Genomic DNA, 20,856 nt, shown 5'->3' with positions numbered 1-20,856 from the left:
TCGGTCGGTGACCGGCGGGCCGGGTGGTGCTGCGGGCAGGCCGCCGCTGACGTAGCCGCCGGACGCGGACGCCGAGGCCGGCGAGGCGCTCTCCGCGAGCGTGCCGGCGACGGCGGCGCTGATCGCGGCGGTGGGGTGCCGCAGTGCCGTCCTCAGTCGGCTGTCGCGACGCAGGACGCGGCCATGAGGTACATGACGACCCACAGCGCCACGACGATGAGGTCCCCGCGCCCGAAGGACGGCGTGGTCATGTAGTCGAGGTTCTCGGCGTAGGCCGGGTCCTGGGGGTCGTAGACGATCCTGAGCTCCGCGCCGACCTGGGGAATGCTCTCGCGCGTCCGGACGACGGCGCGGTACTCCCCTCGGTGCGGCTCCACCCGGAAGCCGCAGCGGATCCGCATCGGGCCCTCGGGCTCGGCGGGGTTGAGGTGCTCGCGGCAGATCGCGGTGGCGAGCCGGCCGTGCTTGCGCAGACGGCGTTCACGCCGGGACCGCGGGCTCGCGAGCAGGGCGGTCAGTGCGCCGGTCACCGCGAAGAAGATGCCCAACCCCAGCAGCACGGCCCCTCCGTCCAGCTCGCCCCGCCGTTCTCCGGGTGGTGCCCCCGGCCATGGTGGCGGAGGCGGAGAACGGCGAGGCGCCTGAAACCGTTCACCCCGAGTGTTGCCCCGCGCCGCCGCGTCCGGCCATGCTGTTGCAGCTGAACGCAATAGCTGAGTTCATCGGGGGAGAACGACATGCTCCGCGTCCACTTCAGCGATGCCGACCTGGCCCGAACCCGGTTGTGCACCGCGTCCGACCCGCTCTGGGACATCGCCACCAGCCTGCACCGCCTCCAGACCCGGCAGGGCCGCTGGGCCCACGCCGAGTGGTATCGCACCACCCGGCGACGGCTCCAGGAGGAGGGGCTGGAGCGGGCGGTGCGCAGCATGCTGATACCGGTGTACCGGAGAGCCGCCTACTTTCCCGACTTCCTGACGCCGTACCAGGCCACCGCGGAAGGGCTGGACGCCGGTCTCGAAGCCATCCTCGCCACCCCCGCCCGCCGGGTCCGGGCCGAGGTCGCCCGCCTCGACCGGATCGTCGGGGCGCCCGCGTGGACCGCGCGGCTGGCCGAGCGGGCCGCTCGTGAGGAACTGGTGCGGCTGCTGCGCGCCTATCACGCCGTCGCCGTCGCCCCGTACGAGGACCAGGTCCGGGCCCGTGTCGAGGCCGAACGGGCGGCGCGGGCCCGGGAGCTGATGGACGGTGGGGTGGAGGGTCTGCTGGCCGGGCTCGGCCCCTCGATGCGCTGGGAGCGGCCCGTTCTGTACGCCGACTACCACCCCTCCGTGGACCGGGATCTGTATCTGGACGGGCGCGGAATGCTGTTCGTCCCGGCCTACTTCCTCCTCCAGCGGCCGATCTCCTTCGCCGACCCGGGCCTGCCCCCCGTACTGGTCTATCCGCTCGACCACGAGCCGCCGGCCCCACCCCCGTCGCAGGCCCCCCTGACCGCCCTCCTCGGCCGGGCCCGCGCGGCAGCCCTGTACGCCGTCGCCCACGGCGCCACGACCGGGGAGATCGCGCGCGCCGTCGGCGTCTCCACGTCCTCCGCCAGCCGGCATGCGACGGCCTTACGGGACGCCGGACTCATCACCAGCAGACGGCACGGCGCGGCCGTACTGCACACGCTCACTCCCGTGGGGGCGACGCTGCTCCGGGCGGCCCGGGCTCAGAAGAGCGAGCGCAGCACCCCCCACAGCGACGGACTGTAGGTGCAGCTGCTGACCAGCTGGTGCGAGAGCGGGGCGTACGTGCCCGCCAGGTTCCCCTGGCTGTTCACGCCGGTGCAGCCGGTGCGCTGTGTGCTGCGGCGACGGTCGAAGCCCGCGGGGTTGTAGTCGGTGCCGCGGTAGTACACGACGCCGTCGAGGTCACGGCTGCCCGCGATGTTGTTGAAGACCGACCGGACGGGGCTGTGCGCGGCCCACGCGCAAGTCTTGTTGCCCGACTGCCAGTCCGGGTCGCTGTCCTGCCAGTGGCACATCTTCCCGTTGCCGTAGTGCTCGCTGAAGAAGCAGACGCTGTTGGCCGGGCAGCGGTCGTAGCCGTAGCCGGACGATGGCGCGTCGGGTACGGCCACCGCCTCGTACACCGGAGTGCCGTCGTACTGGGTCGCCTGGTGGTGGGTGATGCCGGCCGCGATCCCGAGCCCGGTCGTGACCACGAGGAGGGTGGTGAGGACCCCGGCCAGGACGGGGTGGCGGCGCAAGAAGGGGCGGCGCGGCTTTGGCAGGCGAGGTGAGCGGGCGACCCCGGCCGCCGCCTCCACGCGGCGCAACAGCGCCTCGGTGCCGACGCGCTCGGCGTGCGTACGGGCCAGACAGTCCCGGATGATCTCCCGCCAGGCGTCCGGGAGTTCGGCGGACAGGCGCAGCTCCTCCGCACCCCGCGCATACCGCATCGCCGCATCGCTACGTGCCTCCGTCGTGCCGCCCGGCAGCGGAAAGGTGCCGGTCAGAACGACATGGGCGAGTACCCCGAAGGCCCACACATCGGCGGAGGGCCGGATCCGCGTCCCCCGCTCGTCCACCTCCGGCCACAACAGCTCCGGCGGCGTGTAGTCGGGGGTCGCGAAGGCGGGGGCGTAGGCGTGCGTGCCCTCCAGCTCGGCCGCCATGTTGAAGTCGGCCAGCCGTACCGAACCGTCCTTCGTCAACAGGACGTTGGCGGGCTTGAGGTCGCCGTGCACCCAGCCGGCGTGGTGCAGTTGGGCCAGCCCCTCGCAGGTCTGCGCGAGCAGGGAGCCGGGATCCTTGGTCGGTACGGCGTCCAGGGATCCCTCGGCCTGTTCCAGTACGAGGACGGTGGCGCCGTCGAGCTCGGGGTGCCCGGGGTCGTCGACGGTGAGGGTGTCGTACATCCGGATCAGCCGCGGTAACTGCAGGCGCCCGAGGAACTCGACCTCCCGCTCGGCCAGTTCGCGCAGGTGGCGGAGTTGGCGGGGGGTGCGGGTGCCGGTGGGGAGGAACTTCAGGGCGGCGGTACGGGGTTCGCCGGTGGTACGGCGTCCCGCGTAGACGGTGGCGAACGCACCCGAAGCGAGCGGTTCACGGACCTCCCACTCCCCGACCCGGTAACCCTTCGGGACGAGGACGGCGTACGACTGCTCGTCGCTCATCGGCACACCTCGCTCGCGGGCGCGGTCAGCACGATGAGGTCGTCCTCGCGGACCAGGTCGAAGCGGAGGGCGAGGGAGACCAGGGACTCCTTCTTGCCGTTGACACGCCGGCCGGGTTCCGCCGTGTCCGGGCCCGGCCGTAGCCGTAGCTTGAGGGCGAGGTAGTCGATGTTCCAGTAGACCGCGGACCGGCTGACCGCCGGCCATGCCGGGCGCAGGCGCTCCACCAGTTGCTCGACCGCGGGCAGCGGGGCGTGCGGTTCACCGCGCAGGCGGGGCTCGCACAGGGCGGCCAGGACCGCGAAGTACCGCTTGGTGCGGTCGAGGGTGAACGCCGGTGCGGTGACGGCTCCGGCGAGCCCGTGCCGGGCGACGCTGCGGAAGGTGTGGCGCGGCGCCCAGACGTCGAAGGTGAGCAGGTCGCCCGCGGCGGGCAGGACGACGCGCGAGAACTCGAAGGGCACGGGGGCGTCGACCCTGCCGGGGGCGACCTTGATGTGCTCGCCGGCGCCCTCCGGGTTCTCCACGACGTAGGTCTGGTCCTCGCTGCGGTTGCTCACCAGCCAGAAGGTGCCCTGAGCGGTGATCTCCCCGGCGATCCGGGGGACTCCCTCGTGCGCGATGGTGAGCCCGCCGCCCGTCTCCTCCCTGCCGAACGCGAGCCGCTCACCTGTGCCGATCCTGATCTGTCCGTCCGGACGTGCGCATGCCGGAGGCACGACGATGACGCTGTACATGGACTTGTCCCCTCGCCCAATCCATGAGGGCCACCCTCCCCCAGTCCAACGTGGGGGAGGGTAAGCGATTGCGCTGAGAATGGAGGAAGGGTGTCCGGGATTCGGTGTGTCGGGGGTGGCTTTACCAGTTGAGCCAGTCGATGACCGAGCCCGCCGCGTCATTGACCACTGCTGGGGACGATGCCCTCGCAGAGCGATGGCACCTTCAAGTCGTTCCTCGACAGTTGGGCATCCACTGGATCGTCCTGGGGCTTCTCCTCCTCCGTGACGTTGGCGGAGCGCTACTGAGCGACGGCGAACGGCCTTCGGCTCTCCCCCCGACGGAGCCGGAGGCCGAGCTCGGCGGAGGTACCACGATGATGCTGTACAAGGTGCTTCTCCCCGTGCCTGGCGGCTACCGCTTCAGGGTGGGGGGACGCACCAGGGCCGTGTCCCCACCCTTGCACGGGTGGGACACGGCCCTCGGTGTGAATGGCGCAACTGTTCCGTCGGCCGGCGGCTCAGTAGCGCGGGCGGCGGAACCACTCGGCGCTGGCGCGTTTCGCGGAGAAGACGATCACCAGGATGGAGATCGCGATGATGATCAGACCGATGCCATAAGCCGCGATCATGAAGATGCCCGTGACGATCGCGAACGAACCGTAGACGATCGAGCAGACGCGGACACCGTTGCCGCCCTTGGCGTACTGCAGCAGCAGCGCAAGACCGAGGATCGCGAACACAGTGGCGAGACCGAGGAAGAAGACGACGACGCCCTTGCCCAGATCGGCGATCGCCTCCGCCTCGGAGTCACCGGTGACACCCGCCTCGGCCATGGTCTCGTCCCACTGGCCGAGCGCGACCCCGTACAGCACGGCGATGACCGCATGGGCCAGCGCGATCACACCGAGCATGATCTGCGAGGCGCGGGTGATGCCCGGCATCTGCGCGGGAGCACCGGGCAGGTAACCGTCGCCGTACGGCTGCTGGACGGGCGGGGCCGCCGGGTATCCGTAGCCCTGCGGCGGGGCGCCGGGCGGCGTCTGCTGGGGGTAGCCGTAACCGGGAGCGGGGGCCTGGGGCTGCTGGGGCGGCTGCCCGTGCCCGTAGGGGTTGTTCGGGTCGCCGAAACTCATGGCGGTCTTTCCTCCGTTTTGCCTGGAGTGCGGGGACGAGGCGCGGCCGGATTCGGAGGAAGGTTCTACAGATGCGGTTCGTCCCCCCGGTACTGCCCGCGACACTGTTCCGACAATCGTTCTTCAGTCACCGTCGGCTTGTCCAGCCGCATTCCGGATGTGTTGTGCAAGTGCAACATCATCGATCATGAGGGACCATGAGGGGATTCATGGGTTGATTCGTCAGGGGATCATGAGGGCGTACGGCGGGACGGCTCCGGAGCACCCGGATTGGAACCGGGACCCGGTCATCCGGGAGGATGGGGTTCATGACCGCCCAGATTCTCGATGGCAAGGCCACTGCAGCCGCGATCAAGTCCGATCTGACCGCCCGCGTGGCGGCGCTGAAGGAGAAGGGCGTCACGCCCGGCCTCGGCACGATCCTCGTCGGGGACGACCCCGGCAGCCAGAAGTACGTCGCCGGAAAGCACCGCGACTGCGCCGAGGTCGGCATCGCCTCCATCCAGCGCGAACTGCCCGGCACGGCGACGCAGGACGAGATCGAGGCGGTCGTACGGGAGCTGAACGAGGACCCGGCCTGCACCGGCTACATCGTCCAACTGCCGCTCCCCAAGGGCATCGACGAGAACCGCATCCTCGAACTCATGGACCCCGGCAAGGACGCGGACGGGCTGCACCCGATGAACCTCGGGCGGCTGGTCCTGAACGAGCCGGCGCCGCTGCCCTGCACGCCGAACGGTGTGCTGACCCTGCTGCGCCGCTACGGCGTGGAGATCAAGGGTGCCGAGGTCGTGGTCGTCGGCCGCGGGGTGACCATCGGCCGTCCGATGCCGCTGCTGCTCACCCGGCGCAGCGAGAACGCGACGGTGACCCAGTGCCACACCGGCACCCGTGACCTGTCGGCCCACCTGCGCCGCGCGGACATCATCGTCGCCGCGGCCGGTTCGGCCCACCTGATCCGGCCCGAGGACGTCAAGCCGGGCGCGGCCGTCCTCGACGTCGGTGTCTCCCGCAGCGCCGAGGGCAAGATCGTCGGCGATGTCCACCCCGGCGTCGCCGAGGTCGCCGGCTGGATCTCCCCCAACCCCGGCGGCGTCGGCCCGATGACCCGGGCCCAGCTGCTCGTCAACGTGGTCGAGGCGGCGGAGCGCAGTGTCGGCTGAGCAGGGCGATGTCGAGCGGGAGGGCGTATCCCCGAACGGCGCCGCCGCCGACGACGACGAGTTGGTCGTCCGGGATCCGATCAGTGTGCCCGACGCCGAAGGGACACCCCGGCGGGTCACTCGGCGGTTCCCGCTGTTCACGCGGGACACGGCGCGGCCCGAGGGCGGCGGCCGGGCGGCGCGGGGTGACGCGCCCGCCCCGGCGCGGCAGTGGCCGATGCTCGCGGTGCTGTCCCTGGTCGGGCTCGGTCTGCTGCTGACGGCGTTCGACGCGTTCCGGATCGGGACGATGCTGATCGGCGTCGCCCTGCTCGGCGGAGCCGTGCTGCGCTGGCTGTTGCCCGGCGTCGGCATGCTCGCGGTGCGCTCCCGCTTCACCGACATCGCCACGTACGGCGTGCTGGGCCTCGCGATCGTCCTGCTGGCGATGATGGTCCAGCCGAATCCCTGGCTGGAGATCCCGTTCCTGAAGGACACGTTGCACTTCACGGTCAGCAGCTAGTCGCTACCGCGGCGACGACCCGTCCCCTCCCCCGAGCAAGGACGGGCCGCCGCCGCACTCAAACTCCCGCACGGTGAACGGCCTGTTCAACAGCTGTCCGTGCGCCGTGGCTCGGAGGTGACCGTTCCGCTACCGTGTCCGCACCCTGCCACAGTCCTCGGCGTCCTCGGCGCGGTTGCGTCTGGGTGGGAGGGGCACCGCTGGGACGCCCGAGGTCACCGGTGTGTGTCCGTTGTGTCGATGTATTGACAGTTCCGGGATCCGGGGCCAAGGCGCTGCACAGCGGGGCTAATCTGCCCAATCGGGACGGTCCGGGACGTCCCGAGCTGGACCGCGGGCCAGTGGGCGTGCAACGGTGCATGCCCGCGGCGCCAACGCCCCCGTGCGCCCCCACCCCGGGAACTGAGATCCTGACCGGGCGCATCCCTGTGGGTAGCCAGAACGGGGACTCGGCAGAGGGCAGCACGCGCGGGGGAAGAACCAGCACGAACCGGGGGGAAGAGGGGGAAGCAATGCCTCGTTGGAGGGCCTTGCCGGACGAACTCGATCCGCAGGTCAGGGAGTTCACGAGCCAGTTGCGGCGACTCGTGGACCGCAGCGGCCTGAGCGTCGCGGCGGTGGCCGACCGCACGGGCTACAGCAAGACGTCCTGGGAGCGTTATCTCAACGGTCGGCTGCTCGCGCCCAAGGGTGCGATCGTCGCCCTGGCCGAGGTCACCGGCACCAATCCCATCCACCTGACGACGATGTGGGAGCTCGCCGAGCGCGCCTGGAGCCGTTCGGAGATGCGCCACGACATGACCATGGAGGCGATACGGATCTCCCAGGCCCGTGCGGCGCTGGGCGAGTTCGGGGCGCCACCGGCGAATGCCAAGGGCGGCAAGTCGGCCCGCCGGGGCGGCAGCGCGACGGCGACCCCCGGGATCGCGGGACCGGCGGGCGTGTCCCCGACGGTGCCGCAGCAGCCCACGCCGTCCGACGCGGACGCACGCGAGGGCACCGCACGGGCGGCCGGACCGGGGGCTTCCTCGGGCGGCAACTCGTGGGGGCTCGCGGGATACGCGGGACCCTCGCAGACCGGCGGCCGCGGAGCGGGTTCGCGCACCGGAGCGGGCTCCGGTGCCGGTCGTAGCGCCGGAGCCGGGGCCGGAAACGAGAACGGGGCCGGAGCGGGAACCAGCGCCGGTGCCGGATTCGGGACCGGCGCCGCACCGTCGGCGACACCCGCCGGCCACCCCGGCCACTCCGTCCGCCCCCCGTCCGGCGGTCGCCCGGCCTCCGGCAGGTCGTCGGGCAGGCGCCGGCTGACGATGTTCCTCGCGGGAGCCGTCGGCGTGGCCGTCGTGGCCGCCGCCGCGCTCTACCTCACCAACGGCGGCGACGGCGACAAGAACAACGACGCGTCGCCCTCCCCGTCCCCCTCCGTCACCACCGACGCCAACCTGCCGCCGGGCGTGAAGTGCAGCGGCGACAGCTGCACCGGCAAGGACGCGGAGAGCATGGGGTGCAGCGGGGACCTGGTGACCACCGCCAAGACGGCGACCGTGGGCACGACCGTCGTCGAGGTCCGCTACAGCAAGACCTGCGGGGCGGCCTGGGGGCGCATCACCCAGGCGACGCAGGGTGACGAGGTCCAGGTGACCGCGGGCGCCGCCAAGCAGAAGGGCTCCATCACGGTCGCCGGCGACGCCATCGCGTACACGCCGATGGTGGCGGTGCGGGACGCGGGCGAGGCGACGGCGTGCGCGACGCTGGCGTCGGGGCAGGAGGGGTGCACGGACTGACGCAGGTCAGTGAGTCGAGCCCGTCCGGTGGAAATTGGCCGGGGGACAGAGGAATGGCCGCCGTATTCCTGGGCACGCGAACCGTACCCCTACGGGAGTCCGGCAACGGTACCCCCACGCGGCGGCCGTCCCGTCTCTCCTCTCCCGGACGGGCGGCCGCCGCCTTTCGTGGTGCTGTGGGCTGGGCCACACCGACCCGGACGTCCGGGATCCCGGATGCGCGATAGCCTGACGCTGGATCTCTCTTGACGCCAAGAGATCGATCAAAAAAGCCGGGGCAGGGACGCCCCACCGCCAGCTGTCATACGGAGAACGCCATGACCCGCACTCCCGTGAACGTCACCGTCACCGGCGCGGCCGGCCAGATCGGTTACGCCCTGCTCTTCCGCATCGCCTCCGGCCAGCTGCTCGGCGCGGACGTGCCGGTCAGGCTTCGCCTCCTCGAGATCACCCCGGCGCTGAAGGCCGCCGAGGGCACCGCGATGGAGCTGGACGACTGCGCGTTCCCGCTGCTCCAGGGCATCGACATCAGCGACGACCCGAACGTCGCCTTCGACGGCGCCAACGTCGCTCTCCTGGTGGGCGCCCGCCCGCGCACCAAGGGCATGGAGCGCGGTGACCTGCTGGAGGCCAACGGCGGCATCTTCAAGCCGCAGGGCCAGGCCATCAACGCGCACGCCGCGGACGACATCAAGGTCCTGGTCGTCGGCAACCCGGCCAACACCAACGCGCTGATCGCGCAGGCCGCCGCCCCGGACGTACCGGCGGAGCGCTTCACCGCGATGACCCGCCTCGACCACAACCGCGCGCTGACCCAGCTGTCGAAGAAGACGGGCACCCCGGTCTCCGAGATCAGGAAGCTGACGATCTGGGGCAACCACTCCGCCACGCAGTACCCCGACATCTTCCACGCCACGGTCGCCGGCAAGAACGCCGCCGAGGTCGTGAACGACGAGAAGTGGCTCGCCGAGGACTTCATCCCGACCGTCGCCAAGCGCGGCGCCGCGATCATCGAGGCCCGCGGCGCGTCCTCCGCGGCCTCCGCCGCCAACGCCGCCATCGACCACATCTACTCCTGGGTCAATGGCACCCCGGAGGGCGACTGGGTCTCCATGGGCATCCCGTCCGACGGCTCCTACGGCGTCCCGGAGGGCCTGATCTCCTCCTTCCCGGTCACCACGAAGGACGGCAAGTACGAGATCGTCCAGGGCCTGGAGATCAACGACTTCTCCCGCGCCCGTATCGACGCCTCCGTCAAGGAGCTCGAGGAGGAGCGCGAGGCGGTCCGCTCCCTCGGCCTGATCTGACGGCTCCTGGCCGGCTTTCCTCTGTGATCCCCGGGTGGCTGCCGCCGCCCGGGGATCCTTGCGTTTCACTCCCTACGACCAACCATGCTCGCGAGTACGAGACGGGCGGAGGGGAGCTGCTGTCGTCCGGTGACGAGACTCCGCAGGCCGCCCGCGACTCCCTGGCCGCCTGGCTGCGGGTGATGGCTCCCTTCCGCCTGCGCCTCGGTGAGGAGGAGCGCGCGGAGTACGCCCGTCTGGCCGACCGGCTCGACGAACCCCGCTGCAACGTCCTCGCCGTCGCCGGTGTCCCCTATCGCGTGGCCCGTGTCGAACGCCTGATCCGTATCGGCCCCGACGGCCCCGAGCCACGAACGGCAGGAGGAGTTGAGGAGGCTCTGGTAGGCGTCCGCGGGAAAGGGTGCAGGAGCCGTGTGGGAAACGTGGGCGGAAGGGGTGGGAGGCATTATCAAGTGACGCGCGTCACAGGGGTGATCTATACTGATTGGCCCTGCCAGGTCAACTCGCTCTGTTTTCTAAGCAGTTGACCCGGTCACGACGATGAACTGCCACGACTGGTCCTGTACTGGTCCTGTATCGGGGGACGATCCATGACCCAGCCACAGCTCCCACCCCAGCGGGCGGGCGCGCCGGGACCCGGAGCGCGCCGTCCGGTCGACCCATCGCGGAGCGAGGCCTGCCGGCTGCTGTGCGCGGGCACGTATCTGCACGTCGGCTACCGGGACGCGGTGATCGACGAACTGTACGTGCACCGCGAGCGGTTCGCCGCGCCGTCCTACGGCTTCGACGCGGCCCGCGTCCTCGCCCACGCCCTGCGCGCCCGCCGCCAGGAAGTGGCCTGGGCCGCCGGCCTGATCGGCCTGTGGGTGGTCGCGGCGGCGCTCACCAAGGGGCTGATCATGCAGGTGATCTGGCCCATCCTTCTGATCGCCCTGGGCCGCCGACTGGGCGGCAGCCGTGGCATCGACGCGAAACTCCCGCAGTTCGCCCTGATGCGGCGCCTCCTCGCCTTCGTCCTGCGCTGGTACGGGCGCCTCACCCTGTTCTTCGCGTACTTCCTCCTGCTCCGGCTGCTCATCGTCGGTCCCGACGAGTACGCGTACGACTCCTTCGGCGGCTCCGGCGACAGTTACTTCGACTCGTCGGACAGCGGCGTCCTCGGCGGCCCCCTCGACGTGCTGTTCGCGGGCTTCACGGACGCGAGCCGCTTCACCGCCGGGTGCCTGCTCGCGCTGCCGCTGCTGCTCGCGCTGCTCAGCGTGTGGCAGCGCGGTCAGTTCGCGCGGACGATCGCGGGCGAGCTGTCCAAGGAGCGCTTCCCGAACATCGCCGACGACCCGGCCGAGGCGGCGCCCGGACCGTGGCTGAGCGAACTGAGCCGGCGTATTCGTCAGGAGCAGCACGCGCCGCTGATCCTGTACGCGAAGTCCGACCCGTTCCGTGGCGCGGGACTGCCGTATGAACCCTGGTCCCTGTCGATCGAGCTGCGCCCCCGCACGACGGGCGACGGCGACGCTCCACTCGACGCCCTCACCAAGTCCGCACCCGGGCCCGCGCCGGCGACTGCGGAGCCGCTCGACAACAACACGGTCCTGGAGAAGATCAAACCGCTGGTGGAGCAGCTGCAGGAGCCGTCGCCACGCAGTTCGCCGCGGGCGGCCGAGGCCGTGATCGACCGGCTGCGCGAACTCGTCGTCGACGAGTGCGTGTTCCTGCCCGCGGAAGGGCTGCCGGGCCGGATGGCCTTCCCGTACACGCCGGACACCTACGCGATGCACCGCGCCGACGCCGTGGAGGAGGGCGGCGAGCAGCGCCGGCACTTCCTGCGCGTCCGCGTCGGCGGCTGGGACGAGGAGATCGTCGTCACCGTGTTCGTCCGCGTCCACACGCAGGGCGGGATGCTGATGCTGGAGGTCGCGCCGCACGTACTGCCGCCGGTCAACCCGCTGTTCGCGATGGCCGACAGGATGGCTCACGAGCATCTGCACCGCGGCGGTTTCGGCCGCTACGTCTTCGCGCTGCTGCGCATCCCGGCCGCCACCGGCGACGCCCTGCGCGTCCTGGTCCGCGCCGTCGCCCAGCAGTGGCGGCAGCTGACTGGCGTCCACGCGGACACGCTGCCGGACGGGCCCGGCGTCTCCGTGCGGGAACTGGGCGCGGACGACGAGGCGACCCTCTTCCAGGAAATGGACATCGCCCGCTATCTCAAGTCCATCCAGGACCGGATCGCCGGCGGGGTGCGCCTGGCGCTGTGGAGCGCGGGGTACGACGTCGCCGAGTTCGAGCAGAAGGTCACCAACGTGTTCAACAACAGCGGGACCTTCGTCGGAGGCTCCGTCCAGGGCAATGGGATCGCCATAGGCGACAACAGCAAGGCCACCTCGTCGGGCGGCGGGGCGTCCAGAGCGTCGTCGGCGGGCACCGGTGGCGCGTCGAAGCCGAAGTAGCACACCCGTCAGCACAACGGAGGATGACATGAACCAAGCGCCAGCGGGCGACGGCCACGGCTCCGGCACGTATGTCGGGGGATCCGTCACCGGCAACGGCATCGCGGTCGGTGCGGGCGCCAGTGCCCGTTACACATCAATGTCGGCCCCGGCCGACGAGTCGCATCAGGCGTTGCTCCAGGCCATCCGCGACCTCAGTGAGGACCTGAAGAGATACCCGGTCACGTCCGAGACGCAGGAGCTCTCCGCGCGTCTGGAGGAGACCGAGCAGCAGGTGACCACCACCGGCCGCGCCGAGCCCGGCGTCCTCGACCGGCTGCGCACCGCCCTCGAGGCGGCGAGCGGTGTCCTCGGCGCGATCACGTCCGCCACGGCTCTCGGTACGGCCGTGGCCGGAATCGTCGGGGGCTGAGCGATGAGCGGCGGGGGCGCCGGCGAGGTCCGGTGGAACAAGGACACCCAGTCGTGGGAGCCGACGGGTGCGGGCGGTCACCCCGCCCCGCCTCCGCCGCCTGCTAGACCTGCCTGGCCACCGGCGGGCGGCGGGGCGGCCGGCGCCGCCGGCGGGGCGCCGCCGGAGCGGCCCCCCGCGGAACCGGCGGGCGGCGCGGCCCCGCCCGATTGGCCGCAGCCGCCCTCCGTACTGCCCGGGGCCCCGCGCGGCCGCCGGGGAAGGATCGTTGCCGGCGCGGTCGTCGCGGCGGTCGCGATCACCGCGCTGGCGAGCTGGCTCGCGGTCGACCGGGCGGGGGACGACGGCGACGACAAGGCGGGCCGCACCCCGTCGAGCACGGCCGGCCTTACCCGGGGCGGCCAGGTGCCACCGCCGGACGACTCGTCCGACGTCGCCTCGCCCTCCGAGGACCCGTTCACCGCCGCGTCCGAGTCGCCCGAAGTACCTGCCGGATACCGGCCGGTGGACGATCCTTCGGGCTTCTCCACCGTCGTTCCCGAGGACTGGACGCGCAGCGAGCAGGACGGCGGAGCCGTCGTCTTCTACACCTCGTCCGACGAGCGCGGCCTGCTGCAGATCTTCGAGGTGATCGAGGCGGGCTACACCCCCGACGACGCGCTGGACATCGCCGTCGACAGCCTCTCCGAGCAGCCGGGCTTCGCCGAGATCAGCCGGGGCCCCGTCCCCGAGGAGACGTACGCGAGCGAGCTCGTCTACGAGTACGACAGCGAGGACATCGGCGAGCGGGTGAGGGCTGTCGACCGGGTCTTCCAGACGGACGACGGGCGCCTCTACGCGATGATCGTCCGAGGCGCGACGGACGACTGGCCCGAGACGCGGGAGACACTGGAGAACGCCAGGTCGGCGTTCACGCCGAGCTGAGGCAGCCCCGGGTCAGCCGCCGTCGGGGGCGGGCAGACGCTTCTCGAACCAGTGGCTGGCGTAGACGTTGTCGTCGTACGCCGGGATCGCCGCGTATCCGCACGCCCGGTACATCGCCTGCGCCTCGGTGAGCGCGGTGTGGGTGTCGAGGCGTACGGCGGTCAAGTGCCGTGCCGCGGCCTCCTGTTCGAGGGCGCCTAGCAGGCGGCGGGCGAGACCGAGGCGGCGGGCGTCGGGGTGCACCCAGACGTGGCGGATCTCGCCGACGCCGGGTTCCAGGCGCCGTAGTGCTCCACAGCCCACCGGGCGGCCCTCCTCGTAGGCGACGAAGAACGCGCCGGCGTCGCCCGACACCTCCTCCGGCCGTACGAGGGAGTCCTTGTCGAACCCCTCGGGGAACCGCTTGTCGATGTCGGCCGCGTAGGCGTCCAGGCAGGCCCGGGCGTCTGGTGCCGCGCCGTCGACGAGGTCGACGGTGATGCCCGCGAGGCGCAGCAGGCGCTGCGTGGTGGCCAGCGCCTCGGTCAGTTCGGCGCGCTGCGGTTCGCTGAGGCATTCGAGCAGCCCGACGACGACCGCACCCGCCCGCCGGTTCTGCTCCTTCACCTCCACCCGTCCGGCCGGGGTCAGCTCGATCATGCGCAGCCGGTTGTCCTGCGGGTGCGCACTCAGCCGGACCATGCCCTGGGTCTCGAGCGCCTTGGCCATCCGGCTCAGATACCCGGCGTCCAGGCCGAGTCGGCTCCTGAGCTCACGCAGGGACGCGCCGTCCCCGATCTCGAAGAGCAGCCGGGCCTCGCCGAGCGGGCGGTTCTGACCGAGGTAGTGGTCGTCCAGTACGCCGATACGGCGCGTGAAGTAACGGTTGAAGCGGCGGAAGGCCGTCACATGGTCCGTCGATACTGGCTCCATATTTCTTTGACTTTAGTCAAAGGACGAGGCCTCGTCCACGGCTTCGTCCCCTTTGTCCGCATGTTCAGTGACACAGCGCACTTTCGGCCACCGGTTTCGCATGCCGGTGCAGACCCCGGGCAGGTGCTCCGGGTCCTGAACAGGAACGGAAGGCAACACCAGGCATGGCGGACAGAGCGGAACACCCCAAGGATCAGGAACTCCGGGCGCACGGCACCCTCCACATCGCAGGGGAGTGGCGGCACGCCGTCTCCGGTGCCACGCGCGAGATCCTCGACCCCGCGGACGCCCGGCCGTTCGCCGTGGTCGCCGAGGGTGACGAGAAGGACACGGATCTGGCCGTCGCGGCCGCCCACCGCGCCTTCGACGGAGGTCAGGGGGAGTGGCCGCGCACTCCCGTCGCGGAGCGCGCCGCACTGCTGCGCCGCGTCGCCGACCTCCTGGTCCGCGACCGGGAGCGGCTCGGCCTGCTGGAAAGCCGGGACGCCGGCAAGACCCTCGAAGAGGGCCGCGTCGACATCGACTGCGTCGCCGACGCCTTCCGCTACTTCGCGGACCTGGTGGCCGCGGAGGCCCCGGGACGGGTGGTCGACGCGGGCTCGCCCGACATCCACAGCGTGGTCGTGCACGAGCCGGTCGGCGTCTGCGCGCTGATCACGCCGTGGAACTACCCCCTCCTCCAGGCCAGCTGGAAGATCGCCCCCGCGCTCGCGGCCGGCAACACCTTTGTGATCAAGCCGAGCGAGATCACCCCGATGACCACCATCGCGCTGATCGAGCTGCTGGCCGAGGCCGGACTGCCCGCCGGAGTCGCCAACATCGTCACGGGTCCCGGCCACACCGTCGGCGCCCGCCTCGCCGAGCACCCCGACGTCGACCTGGTCTCCTTCACCGGCGGCCTGGTCAGCGGCACCAAGGTGGCCGCGGCTGCCGCACCGACCGTCAAGAAGGTCGCCCTCGAACTCGGCGGCAAGAACCCCAACGTCGTCTTCGCCGACGCCTGCGCCACCGAGGCGGACTTCGACACCGCCGTCGACCAGGCCCTCAACGCGGCCTTCATCCACAGCGGCCAGGTCTGCTCGGCGGGCGCGCGGCTCATCATCGAGGAGAGCGTCAGGGAGCGGTTCGTCGCCGAACTCGCCCGCCGCGCCGCGAAGATCCGCCTGGGCCGCGGCACCGAGCCGGGCGTCGAGTGCGGCCCGCTCGTCTCCGAGCAACAGCGCGCGAAGACCGAGGACTACGTCGCCTCCGCGCTGGCCGAGGGCGCGGTGCTGCGCTGCGGCGGCAAGCGCCCCGACCCCTCCCCGGAGCGGCCCGAGACCGGCTACTTCTACGAGCCGACGGTGCTCGACCAGTGCCACCGCGAGATGAGGGTCGTACGGGAAGAGGTCTTCGGGCCGGTGCTGACGGTGGAGACCTTCCGCACGGAGGACGAGGCCGTCGCGCTCGCCAACGACACCGAGTACGGGCTGGCCGGCGCCGTCTGGACCGCCGACGCCGGGCGGGCCCGCCGGGTCGCGGGCCGGCTGCGGCACGGCACCGTCTGGATCAACGACTTCCACCCCTACCTGCCGCAGGCGGAGTGGGGCGGCTTCGGCAAGAGCGGCGTCGGCCGCGAACTCGGCCCGGCCGGACTCGCCGAGTACCGCGAGGCCAAGCACATCTACCAGAACCTCGCGCCCAAGCCGGTGCGCTGGTTCGCCGGCTGAACCCGCACCCACCCCCTTCTTTCGACCCCCCACCGGAGTGCCACCCCATGCCCGAGAACACCCACGTCTACGACTACGTCGTCATCGGCGGCGGCACGGCAGGCTCCGTCATCGCCTCCCGGCTGACCGAGAACCCCGACGTCACCGTCGCCGTCATCGAGGGCGGCCCCAGTGACGTCGGCCGCGACGACGTCCTCACCCTGCGCCGCTGGATGGGCCTGCTCGGCGGCGAGCTGGACTACGACTACCCGACCACCGAGCAGCCGCGCGGCAACTCCCACATCCGGCACAGCCGCGCCCGCGTCCTCGGCGGCTGCTCCTCCCACAACACGCTGATCGCCTTCAAGCCGCTGCCGTCCGACTGGGACGAGTGGGAGAACGCCGGCGCCAAGGGCTGGGGCGCCGTCCAGATGGAGGCGTACTTCGCCCGCCTGCTGAACAACATCGTCCCGGTCGACGAGAAGGACCGGAACGCCATCGCCCGTGACTTCGTCGACGCCGCCCAGTCCGCGCTCGGCGTGCCCCGCGTCGAGGGCTTCAACAAGAAGCCGTTCACCGAGGGCGTCGGCTTCTTCGACCTCGCCTACCACCCCGAGAACAACAAGCGTTCGTCGGCCTCGGTGGCGTATCTGCACCCGGTCATGGACGAGCGGCCCAACCTGACGATCCTCCTGGAGACCTGGGCGTACCGGCTGGAACTGAACGGCACGCGCGCCGAAGGCGTCCACGTCCGCACGAAGGGCGGCGAGGAGATCCTCGTACGGGCCCGCAACGAGGTCGTCCTGTGCGCCGGCGCGGTCGACTCCCCGCGGCTGCTGCTGCACTCGGGCATCGGCCCGAAGGCCGACCTGGAGGAACTCGGCATACCCGTGGCGCACGACCTGCCCGGTGTCGGCGAGAACCTGCTCGACCACCCCGAGTCGGTGATCGTCTGGGAGACCCACGGCCCCATCCCGGAGAACTCCGCGATGGACTCCGACGCCGGCCTGTTCGTACGCCGCGACCCCGAACACGCGGGCCCCGACCTGATGTTCCACTTCTACCAGATCCCGTTCACGGACAACCCGGAGCGGCTCGGCTACGAACGCCCCGCGCACGGCGTCTCGATGACCCCGAACATCCCGAAACCGAAGAGCCGGGGGCGGCTGTACCTGAAGAGTGCGGACCCTGCCGAGAAGCCCGCCCTCGACTTCCGCTACTTCACCGACGAGGACGACTACGACGGCCGCACCCTCGTCGACGGCATCCGTATCGCCCGCGAGATCGCGAAGTCCGAGCCGCTCGCGCACTGGCTCAAGCGGGAGGTCTGCCCCGGCCCGGAGATCACCAGCGACGAGGAGCTCAGCGAGTGCGCCCGCAAGGTCGCGCACACCGTGTACCACCCGGCGGGCACCTGCCGCATGGGCGCCGTGGACGACGAACTCGCCGTGGTCGACCCGAAGTTGAGAATCCGCGGCCTGGACGGCATCCGGATCGCCGACGCCTCCGTCTTCCCGACCATGACCGCCGTGAACCCGATGATCGGGGTGCTGATGGTCGGTGAGCGGGCCGTGGACCTGATCGGGGGTGGTGCGTGATGAGTACGTCCGTGTTCTCGGTGGACGGCCTGTGGAAGGTCTTCGGCCCGAAAGCCGACCGCGTCCCGGCCGACCCCGAGCTGACCGCCCTCACCCCCGCCGAACTGCGCGCCCGCACCGGCTGCACGGCCGCCGTCCGGGACGTCTCCTTCGACGTGCGCAAGAGCGAGGTCTTCGTCGTGATGGGCCTGTCCGGCTCGGGCAAGTCGACGCTGGTGCGCTGCCTGACCCGACTGATCGAACCGACCGCCGGCACGATCGCCATCGACGGCGAGGACGTGCGGGCCATGGACAAGGCCCGGCTGCGCGAACTGCGCCGGCATCGTGCCGCGATGGTCTTCCAGCACTTCGGTCTGCTCCCGCACCGCACGGTCCTCGACAACGTGGCCTACGGCCTGGAGATCCAGGGCGTGGGCAGGGCGGAGCGGCGCGCCAAGGCCGCCGAGGTCGTCGCCAAGGTCGGCCTGGAAGGCATGGAGCAGCGCAGGCCCGGCCAGCTGTCGGGCGGCCAGCAGCAGCGGGTCGGGCTGGCCCGCGCGCTGGCCGTCGACCCCGAGGTGCTCCTGTTCGACGAGCCGTTCAGCGCACTGGACCCCCTCATCCGGCGGGACATGCAGGAGGAGGTCGTCCGGCTGCACCGCGAAGAGGGCCGCACGATGGTCTTCATCACCCACGACCTGAGCGAGGCCCTCAAACTCGGTGACCGTATCGCCCTGATGCGCGACGGCCGCATCGTCCAGCTCGGCACCCCGGAAGAGATCGTCGGCTCCCCGGCCGACGACTACGTCCGCGAGTTCGTCCGGGACGTGCCCCGTGAGCAGGTCATGACGGTCCGTACCGCCATGCGGCCCGCATCGGCGGACGAGGCGGACAGTGGCCCGGCGGTGGCGCCGGTGGCGACGGTGTCGGAGGCGATCGAGGCGGTCGCCCGCACCGGCGGCCCGGTCAGGGTGATGGACGGGGGCCGCTGCGTCGGCATCGTCGACCACACGGGCCTGCTGGACGTGGTGGCCGGCGTCGCTGACGTAGCTGCGGGCAGTCGTGCCGCTGGGGCGGCACGGGTGGGCGATGAGGGTGCCCCCGCGCGAGCTCGTTCGAGCGTGGGGGAGGCACCCCGCCAGCGCGGGCAAGCGACCAGCTCCGCCGGCACCAACAAGGAGCCGGTCTGATGGCCACGATCACCGCAGCACCCCCTCGCACGCTCCCCGGCGCCCTCAAACACCCCGCCGCCCGCAAGCTCCTCCTGCTCGCCCTCGCCGCGGCGATCCTTGTGCCGTTGGCCAACGCGCGTTGGACGAGCGGCACCTGGCCAACCGCCCTCACCATCGACCTCACCCAGCCGCTCACCGACGTCAGCGACTGGATCATCGACAACCGCGACAGCCACCCCCTGTTCCTCTACTTCTTCGGCCACATCAGCAACGCGGTCGTCCTCTCCGTACGCGCCGTCTACCTCACCCTCCTGACCATCGGCTGGGCAGGCGTGACGGCACTGGGCGCCCTCGTCGCCTGGCGAGTCGCCGGAGTGAGGCTCGCGCTCGGCACGGCGGCAGCCTTCCTCGCCTGCGGATTGCTCGGCATGTGGGTGCCGACGATGCAGACGCTGGCCCTGATGGTGGTCGCGGTGCTCGCGTCGGTCGTGGTCGGCGCCCTGCTCGGCCTCGCGGCGGGACTGTCCGACCGTATGGACCGAGCGTTGCGCCCGGTCCTGGACACCATGCAGGTGCTCCCGGCGTTCGCGTACCTGCTGCCCGTCGTGCTCGTCTTCGGCATCGGCGTCCCGGCCGCCGTCCTCGCCACCGTCGTCTACGCTGCCCCGCCCATGGCCCGCCTCACCGCCCTCGGCCTGCGCGGCGCCGACAAGGGTGTCCTGGAGGCGGTCGAGTCGCTGGGCGCCACCGCCCGCCAACGCCTGTTGACCGCCCGTGTCCCGCTGGCCCGCAAGGAACTCCTGCTCGGCCTCAACCAGACGATCATGATGGCGCTGTCCATGGCCGTCATCGCGTCGGTGATCGGCGCGGGCGGTCTCGGTGACCGCGTCTACCAGGCACTGGCCTCGGTGGACGTGGGCGCGGCGCTGGCCGCGGGCATCCCGATCGTGCTCCTCGCGGTTGTGCTTGACCGCGTGACGGCGGCGGCCGGGAACGGCGGCACGGAACATCCCCGCGCGGGATGGCCGTACGCCCTGGCTGCGGCCCTGTCCGTGGCGGTCGCCGGCCGCCTGCTCGGTCGTACCGACTGGCCCGACTCCTGGACTTTGAACATTGCCGAGCCGGTGAACCGGGCCGTCGACTGGATGACCGCCCACCTGTACTCGGGAGTGCCGGTCGTCGGCGGCACCGCCGACTGGGCGGGCCACTTCACCACCTGGGTCCTGGACCCGGTGCGCGACGGGCTGCAGTGGCTGCCCTGGTGGTCGGTGCTGCTCGTCGTGGCCGCCCTCGCCTGGCTGATCGGCACTTGGCGCACCGCGCTCACCGCCGTCCTCGCCATGGCCGCGATCGGCGTACTCGGCGTGTGGGAGCCGGCGCTGGACACGCTCTCGCAGGTGCTGGCGGCGGTCGCCGTCACCCTCGTCCTGGGCTTCGCGACCGGCATCGCGGCGGCCCGCAGTGACCGCTTCGAGCGGCTGCTCCGGCCCGTCCTGGACGTCTTCCAGACGATGCCGCAGTTCGTTTACCTGATCCCGGTCGTCGCACTGTTCGGTGTGGGCCGTGCCCCCGCCGTCGCCGCGGCCGTCGTCTACGCGCTCCCGGCCGTCGTCCGTATCACCGCGCAGGGCCTGCGCCAGGTCGACCCCGCGGCCATGGAGTCGGCCCGCTCGCTCGGCGCGACCAGCGGACAGCAGCTGCGCCAGGTCCAGCTCCCGCTCGCCCGGCCCGCGTTGCTGCTGGCGCTCAACCAGGGCGTGGTCCTGGTCCTCGCCGTGGTCATCATCGGCGGCCTGGTCGGCGCCGGCGCGCTCGGCTACGACGTCGTCTTCGGCCTTGCGCAGGGCGACCTGGCGACCGGGCTGGTGGCCGGTGCCGCGATCGTCTGCCTCGGCCTGATGCTCGACCGGGTGACACAGCCGACCGGTCGCCGTGCGAAGAAGGGAGCCTGAG

The 20,856-nt window shown here is 71.5% G+C and carries 18 protein-coding genes; 13 read left to right on the top strand and 5 right to left on the bottom strand.

Going from position 1 to position 20,856, the window contains the following annotated elements:
* Nucleotides 1-152: 152 nt before the first annotated feature.
* A complete protein-coding gene (locus ACKTSN_RS18480; RefSeq protein ID WP_409470140.1) occupies nucleotides 153-560 on the bottom strand; it encodes a hypothetical protein in 408 nt (135 codons plus the stop codon).
* A gap of 177 nt (nucleotides 561-737) precedes the next feature.
* Between ACKTSN_RS18480 and ACKTSN_RS18475 the strand changes: the two genes are divergently transcribed.
* Nucleotides 738-1,757 carry an ArsR/SmtB family transcription factor gene (locus ACKTSN_RS18475; protein WP_409470139.1) on the top strand — a complete coding sequence of 340 codons (1,020 nt, stop codon included), beginning with the start codon at nucleotides 738-740 and terminating at the stop codon, nucleotides 1,755-1,757.
* Here the strand turns inward: ACKTSN_RS18475 and ACKTSN_RS18470 are convergent.
* From ACKTSN_RS18470 to ACKTSN_RS18460, 3 genes are all read right to left on the bottom strand, one after another.
* Nucleotides 1,715-3,163, bottom strand: coding sequence for a protein kinase domain-containing protein (locus tag ACKTSN_RS18470; RefSeq protein ID WP_409470138.1), 1,449 nt, complete (start codon nucleotides 3,161-3,163; stop codon nucleotides 1,715-1,717). The two genes, ACKTSN_RS18475 and ACKTSN_RS18470, sit on opposite strands and share 43 nt — an antisense overlap.
* The gene (locus tag ACKTSN_RS18465) at nucleotides 3,160-3,900 is read right to left on the bottom strand and encodes an FHA domain-containing protein (protein ID WP_409470137.1); all 741 of its coding nucleotides are present in this window, start codon (nucleotides 3,898-3,900) and stop codon (nucleotides 3,160-3,162) included. The genes ACKTSN_RS18470 and ACKTSN_RS18465 overlap by 4 nt, the downstream gene beginning before the upstream one ends.
* A gap of 500 nt (nucleotides 3,901-4,400) precedes the next feature.
* Nucleotides 4,401-5,015 carry a hypothetical protein gene (locus tag ACKTSN_RS18460; RefSeq protein ID WP_409470136.1) on the bottom strand — a complete coding sequence of 205 codons (615 nt, stop codon included), beginning with the start codon at nucleotides 5,013-5,015 and terminating at the stop codon, nucleotides 4,401-4,403.
* A 308-nt stretch (nucleotides 5,016-5,323) separates the two neighbouring features.
* Here ACKTSN_RS18460 and ACKTSN_RS18455 point away from each other — a divergent pair, with 308 nt between their 5' ends.
* The 8 genes from ACKTSN_RS18455 (at nucleotide 5,324) to ACKTSN_RS18420 (ending at nucleotide 13,554) form a co-directional block, all read left to right on the top strand.
* Entirely contained in the window at nucleotides 5,324-6,178 is an 855-nt protein-coding gene (locus tag ACKTSN_RS18455) for a bifunctional methylenetetrahydrofolate dehydrogenase/methenyltetrahydrofolate cyclohydrolase (RefSeq protein ID WP_409470135.1), read from the top strand.
* Between the two features lie 61 nt (nucleotides 6,179-6,239).
* Complete coding sequence (locus ACKTSN_RS18450; RefSeq protein WP_409474861.1) at nucleotides 6,240-6,680, top strand: DUF3017 domain-containing protein; 441 nt, start codon at nucleotides 6,240-6,242, stop codon at nucleotides 6,678-6,680.
* Nucleotides 6,681-7,210: 530 nt separating this feature from the next.
* Nucleotides 7,211-8,464: a helix-turn-helix domain-containing protein gene (locus ACKTSN_RS18445; RefSeq protein ID WP_409470134.1), complete on the top strand. Its 1,254-nt coding sequence runs from the start codon at nucleotides 7,211-7,213 to the stop codon at nucleotides 8,462-8,464.
* A gap of 317 nt (nucleotides 8,465-8,781) precedes the next feature.
* Complete coding sequence (locus ACKTSN_RS18440) at nucleotides 8,782-9,771, top strand: malate dehydrogenase (protein ID WP_409470133.1); 990 nt, start codon at nucleotides 8,782-8,784, stop codon at nucleotides 9,769-9,771.
* A 23-nt stretch (nucleotides 9,772-9,794) separates the two neighbouring features.
* Entirely contained in the window at nucleotides 9,795-10,298 is a 504-nt protein-coding gene (locus ACKTSN_RS18435) for a DUF5954 family protein (protein ID WP_409470132.1), read from the top strand.
* Nucleotides 10,299-10,361: 63 nt separating this feature from the next.
* Nucleotides 10,362-12,218, top strand: coding sequence for a hypothetical protein (locus ACKTSN_RS18430; RefSeq protein ID WP_409470131.1), 1,857 nt, complete (start codon nucleotides 10,362-10,364; stop codon nucleotides 12,216-12,218).
* Between the two features lie 28 nt (nucleotides 12,219-12,246).
* Entirely contained in the window at nucleotides 12,247-12,630 is a 384-nt protein-coding gene (locus ACKTSN_RS18425) for a hypothetical protein (RefSeq protein WP_409470130.1), read from the top strand.
* 3 nt (nucleotides 12,631-12,633) lie between these two features.
* On the top strand, nucleotides 12,634-13,554 hold the full coding sequence (locus tag ACKTSN_RS18420; RefSeq protein ID WP_409470129.1) for a hypothetical protein: 921 nt from the start codon (nucleotides 12,634-12,636) through the stop codon (nucleotides 13,552-13,554).
* A gap of 12 nt (nucleotides 13,555-13,566) precedes the next feature.
* On the opposite strand, the gene ACKTSN_RS18415 is transcribed toward ACKTSN_RS18420, so the two are convergent.
* Nucleotides 13,567-14,466 carry a GNAT family N-acetyltransferase gene (locus tag ACKTSN_RS18415; protein WP_409470128.1) on the bottom strand — a complete coding sequence of 300 codons (900 nt, stop codon included), beginning with the start codon at nucleotides 14,464-14,466 and terminating at the stop codon, nucleotides 13,567-13,569.
* 164 nt (nucleotides 14,467-14,630) lie between these two features.
* Here ACKTSN_RS18415 and ACKTSN_RS18410 point away from each other — a divergent pair, with 164 nt between their 5' ends.
* The 4 genes from ACKTSN_RS18410 to ACKTSN_RS18395 are packed head-to-tail and all read left to right on the top strand — an operon-like array spanning nucleotide 14,631 to nucleotide 20,855.
* Complete coding sequence (locus ACKTSN_RS18410; RefSeq protein WP_409470127.1) at nucleotides 14,631-16,175, top strand: aldehyde dehydrogenase family protein; 1,545 nt, start codon at nucleotides 14,631-14,633, stop codon at nucleotides 16,173-16,175.
* Between the two features lie 47 nt (nucleotides 16,176-16,222).
* Nucleotides 16,223-17,752 (top strand): GMC family oxidoreductase, encoded by a 1,530-nt coding sequence (locus ACKTSN_RS18405; protein ID WP_409470126.1) that lies wholly within the window; start codon nucleotides 16,223-16,225, stop codon nucleotides 17,750-17,752.
* Nucleotides 17,752-18,921: a quaternary amine ABC transporter ATP-binding protein gene (locus ACKTSN_RS18400; protein WP_409470125.1), complete on the top strand. Its 1,170-nt coding sequence runs from the start codon at nucleotides 17,752-17,754 to the stop codon at nucleotides 18,919-18,921. The genes ACKTSN_RS18405 and ACKTSN_RS18400 overlap by 1 nt, the downstream gene beginning before the upstream one ends.
* On the top strand, nucleotides 18,921-20,855 hold the full coding sequence (locus tag ACKTSN_RS18395) for an ABC transporter permease (RefSeq protein ID WP_409470124.1): 1,935 nt from the start codon (nucleotides 18,921-18,923) through the stop codon (nucleotides 20,853-20,855). Before ACKTSN_RS18400 ends, ACKTSN_RS18395 begins: the two co-directional genes overlap by 1 nt.
* Nucleotide 20,856: the final 1 nt, after the last annotated feature.

The organism is Streptomyces flavusporus (assembly GCF_046267975.1).
GTDB classification, from domain to species: domain Bacteria; phylum Actinomycetota; class Actinomycetes; order Streptomycetales; family Streptomycetaceae; genus Streptomyces; species Streptomyces flavusporus.
This window is presented reverse-complemented; position numbering and strand designations above follow the sequence as displayed.

Bases quoted from the DNA above. Each gene is read 5' to 3' on its own strand.
- ACKTSN_RS18470 (WP_409470138.1), bottom strand. From the start codon at position 3,163: ATGAGCGACGAGCAGTCGTACGCCGTCCTCGTCCCGAAGGGTTACCGG.
- ACKTSN_RS18455 (WP_409470135.1), top strand. From the start codon at position 5,324: ATGACCGCCCAGATTCTCGATGGCAAGGCCACTGCAGCCGCGATCAAG.
- ACKTSN_RS18420 (WP_409470129.1), top strand. From the start codon at position 12,634: ATGAGCGGCGGGGGCGCCGGCGAGGTCCGGTGGAACAAGGACACCCAG.
- ACKTSN_RS18415 (WP_409470128.1), bottom strand. From the start codon at position 14,466: ATGGAGCCAGTATCGACGGACCATGTGACGGCCTTCCGCCGCTTCAAC.
- ACKTSN_RS18430 (WP_409470131.1), top strand. From the start codon at position 10,362: ATGACCCAGCCACAGCTCCCACCCCAGCGGGCGGGCGCGCCGGGACCC.
- ACKTSN_RS18475 (WP_409470139.1), top strand. From the start codon at position 738: ATGCTCCGCGTCCACTTCAGCGATGCCGACCTGGCCCGAACCCGGTTG.
- ACKTSN_RS18400 (WP_409470125.1), top strand. From the start codon at position 17,752: ATGAGTACGTCCGTGTTCTCGGTGGACGGCCTGTGGAAGGTCTTCGGC.
- ACKTSN_RS18440 (WP_409470133.1), top strand. From the start codon at position 8,782: ATGACCCGCACTCCCGTGAACGTCACCGTCACCGGCGCGGCCGGCCAG.
- ACKTSN_RS18425 (WP_409470130.1), top strand. From the start codon at position 12,247: ATGAACCAAGCGCCAGCGGGCGACGGCCACGGCTCCGGCACGTATGTC.
- ACKTSN_RS18405 (WP_409470126.1), top strand. From the start codon at position 16,223: ATGCCCGAGAACACCCACGTCTACGACTACGTCGTCATCGGCGGCGGC.
- ACKTSN_RS18460 (WP_409470136.1), bottom strand. From the start codon at position 5,015: ATGAGTTTCGGCGACCCGAACAACCCCTACGGGCACGGGCAGCCGCCC.
- ACKTSN_RS18395 (WP_409470124.1), top strand. From the start codon at position 18,921: ATGGCCACGATCACCGCAGCACCCCCTCGCACGCTCCCCGGCGCCCTC.
- ACKTSN_RS18410 (WP_409470127.1), top strand. From the start codon at position 14,631: ATGGCGGACAGAGCGGAACACCCCAAGGATCAGGAACTCCGGGCGCAC.
- ACKTSN_RS18465 (WP_409470137.1), bottom strand. From the start codon at position 3,900: ATGTACAGCGTCATCGTCGTGCCTCCGGCATGCGCACGTCCGGACGGA.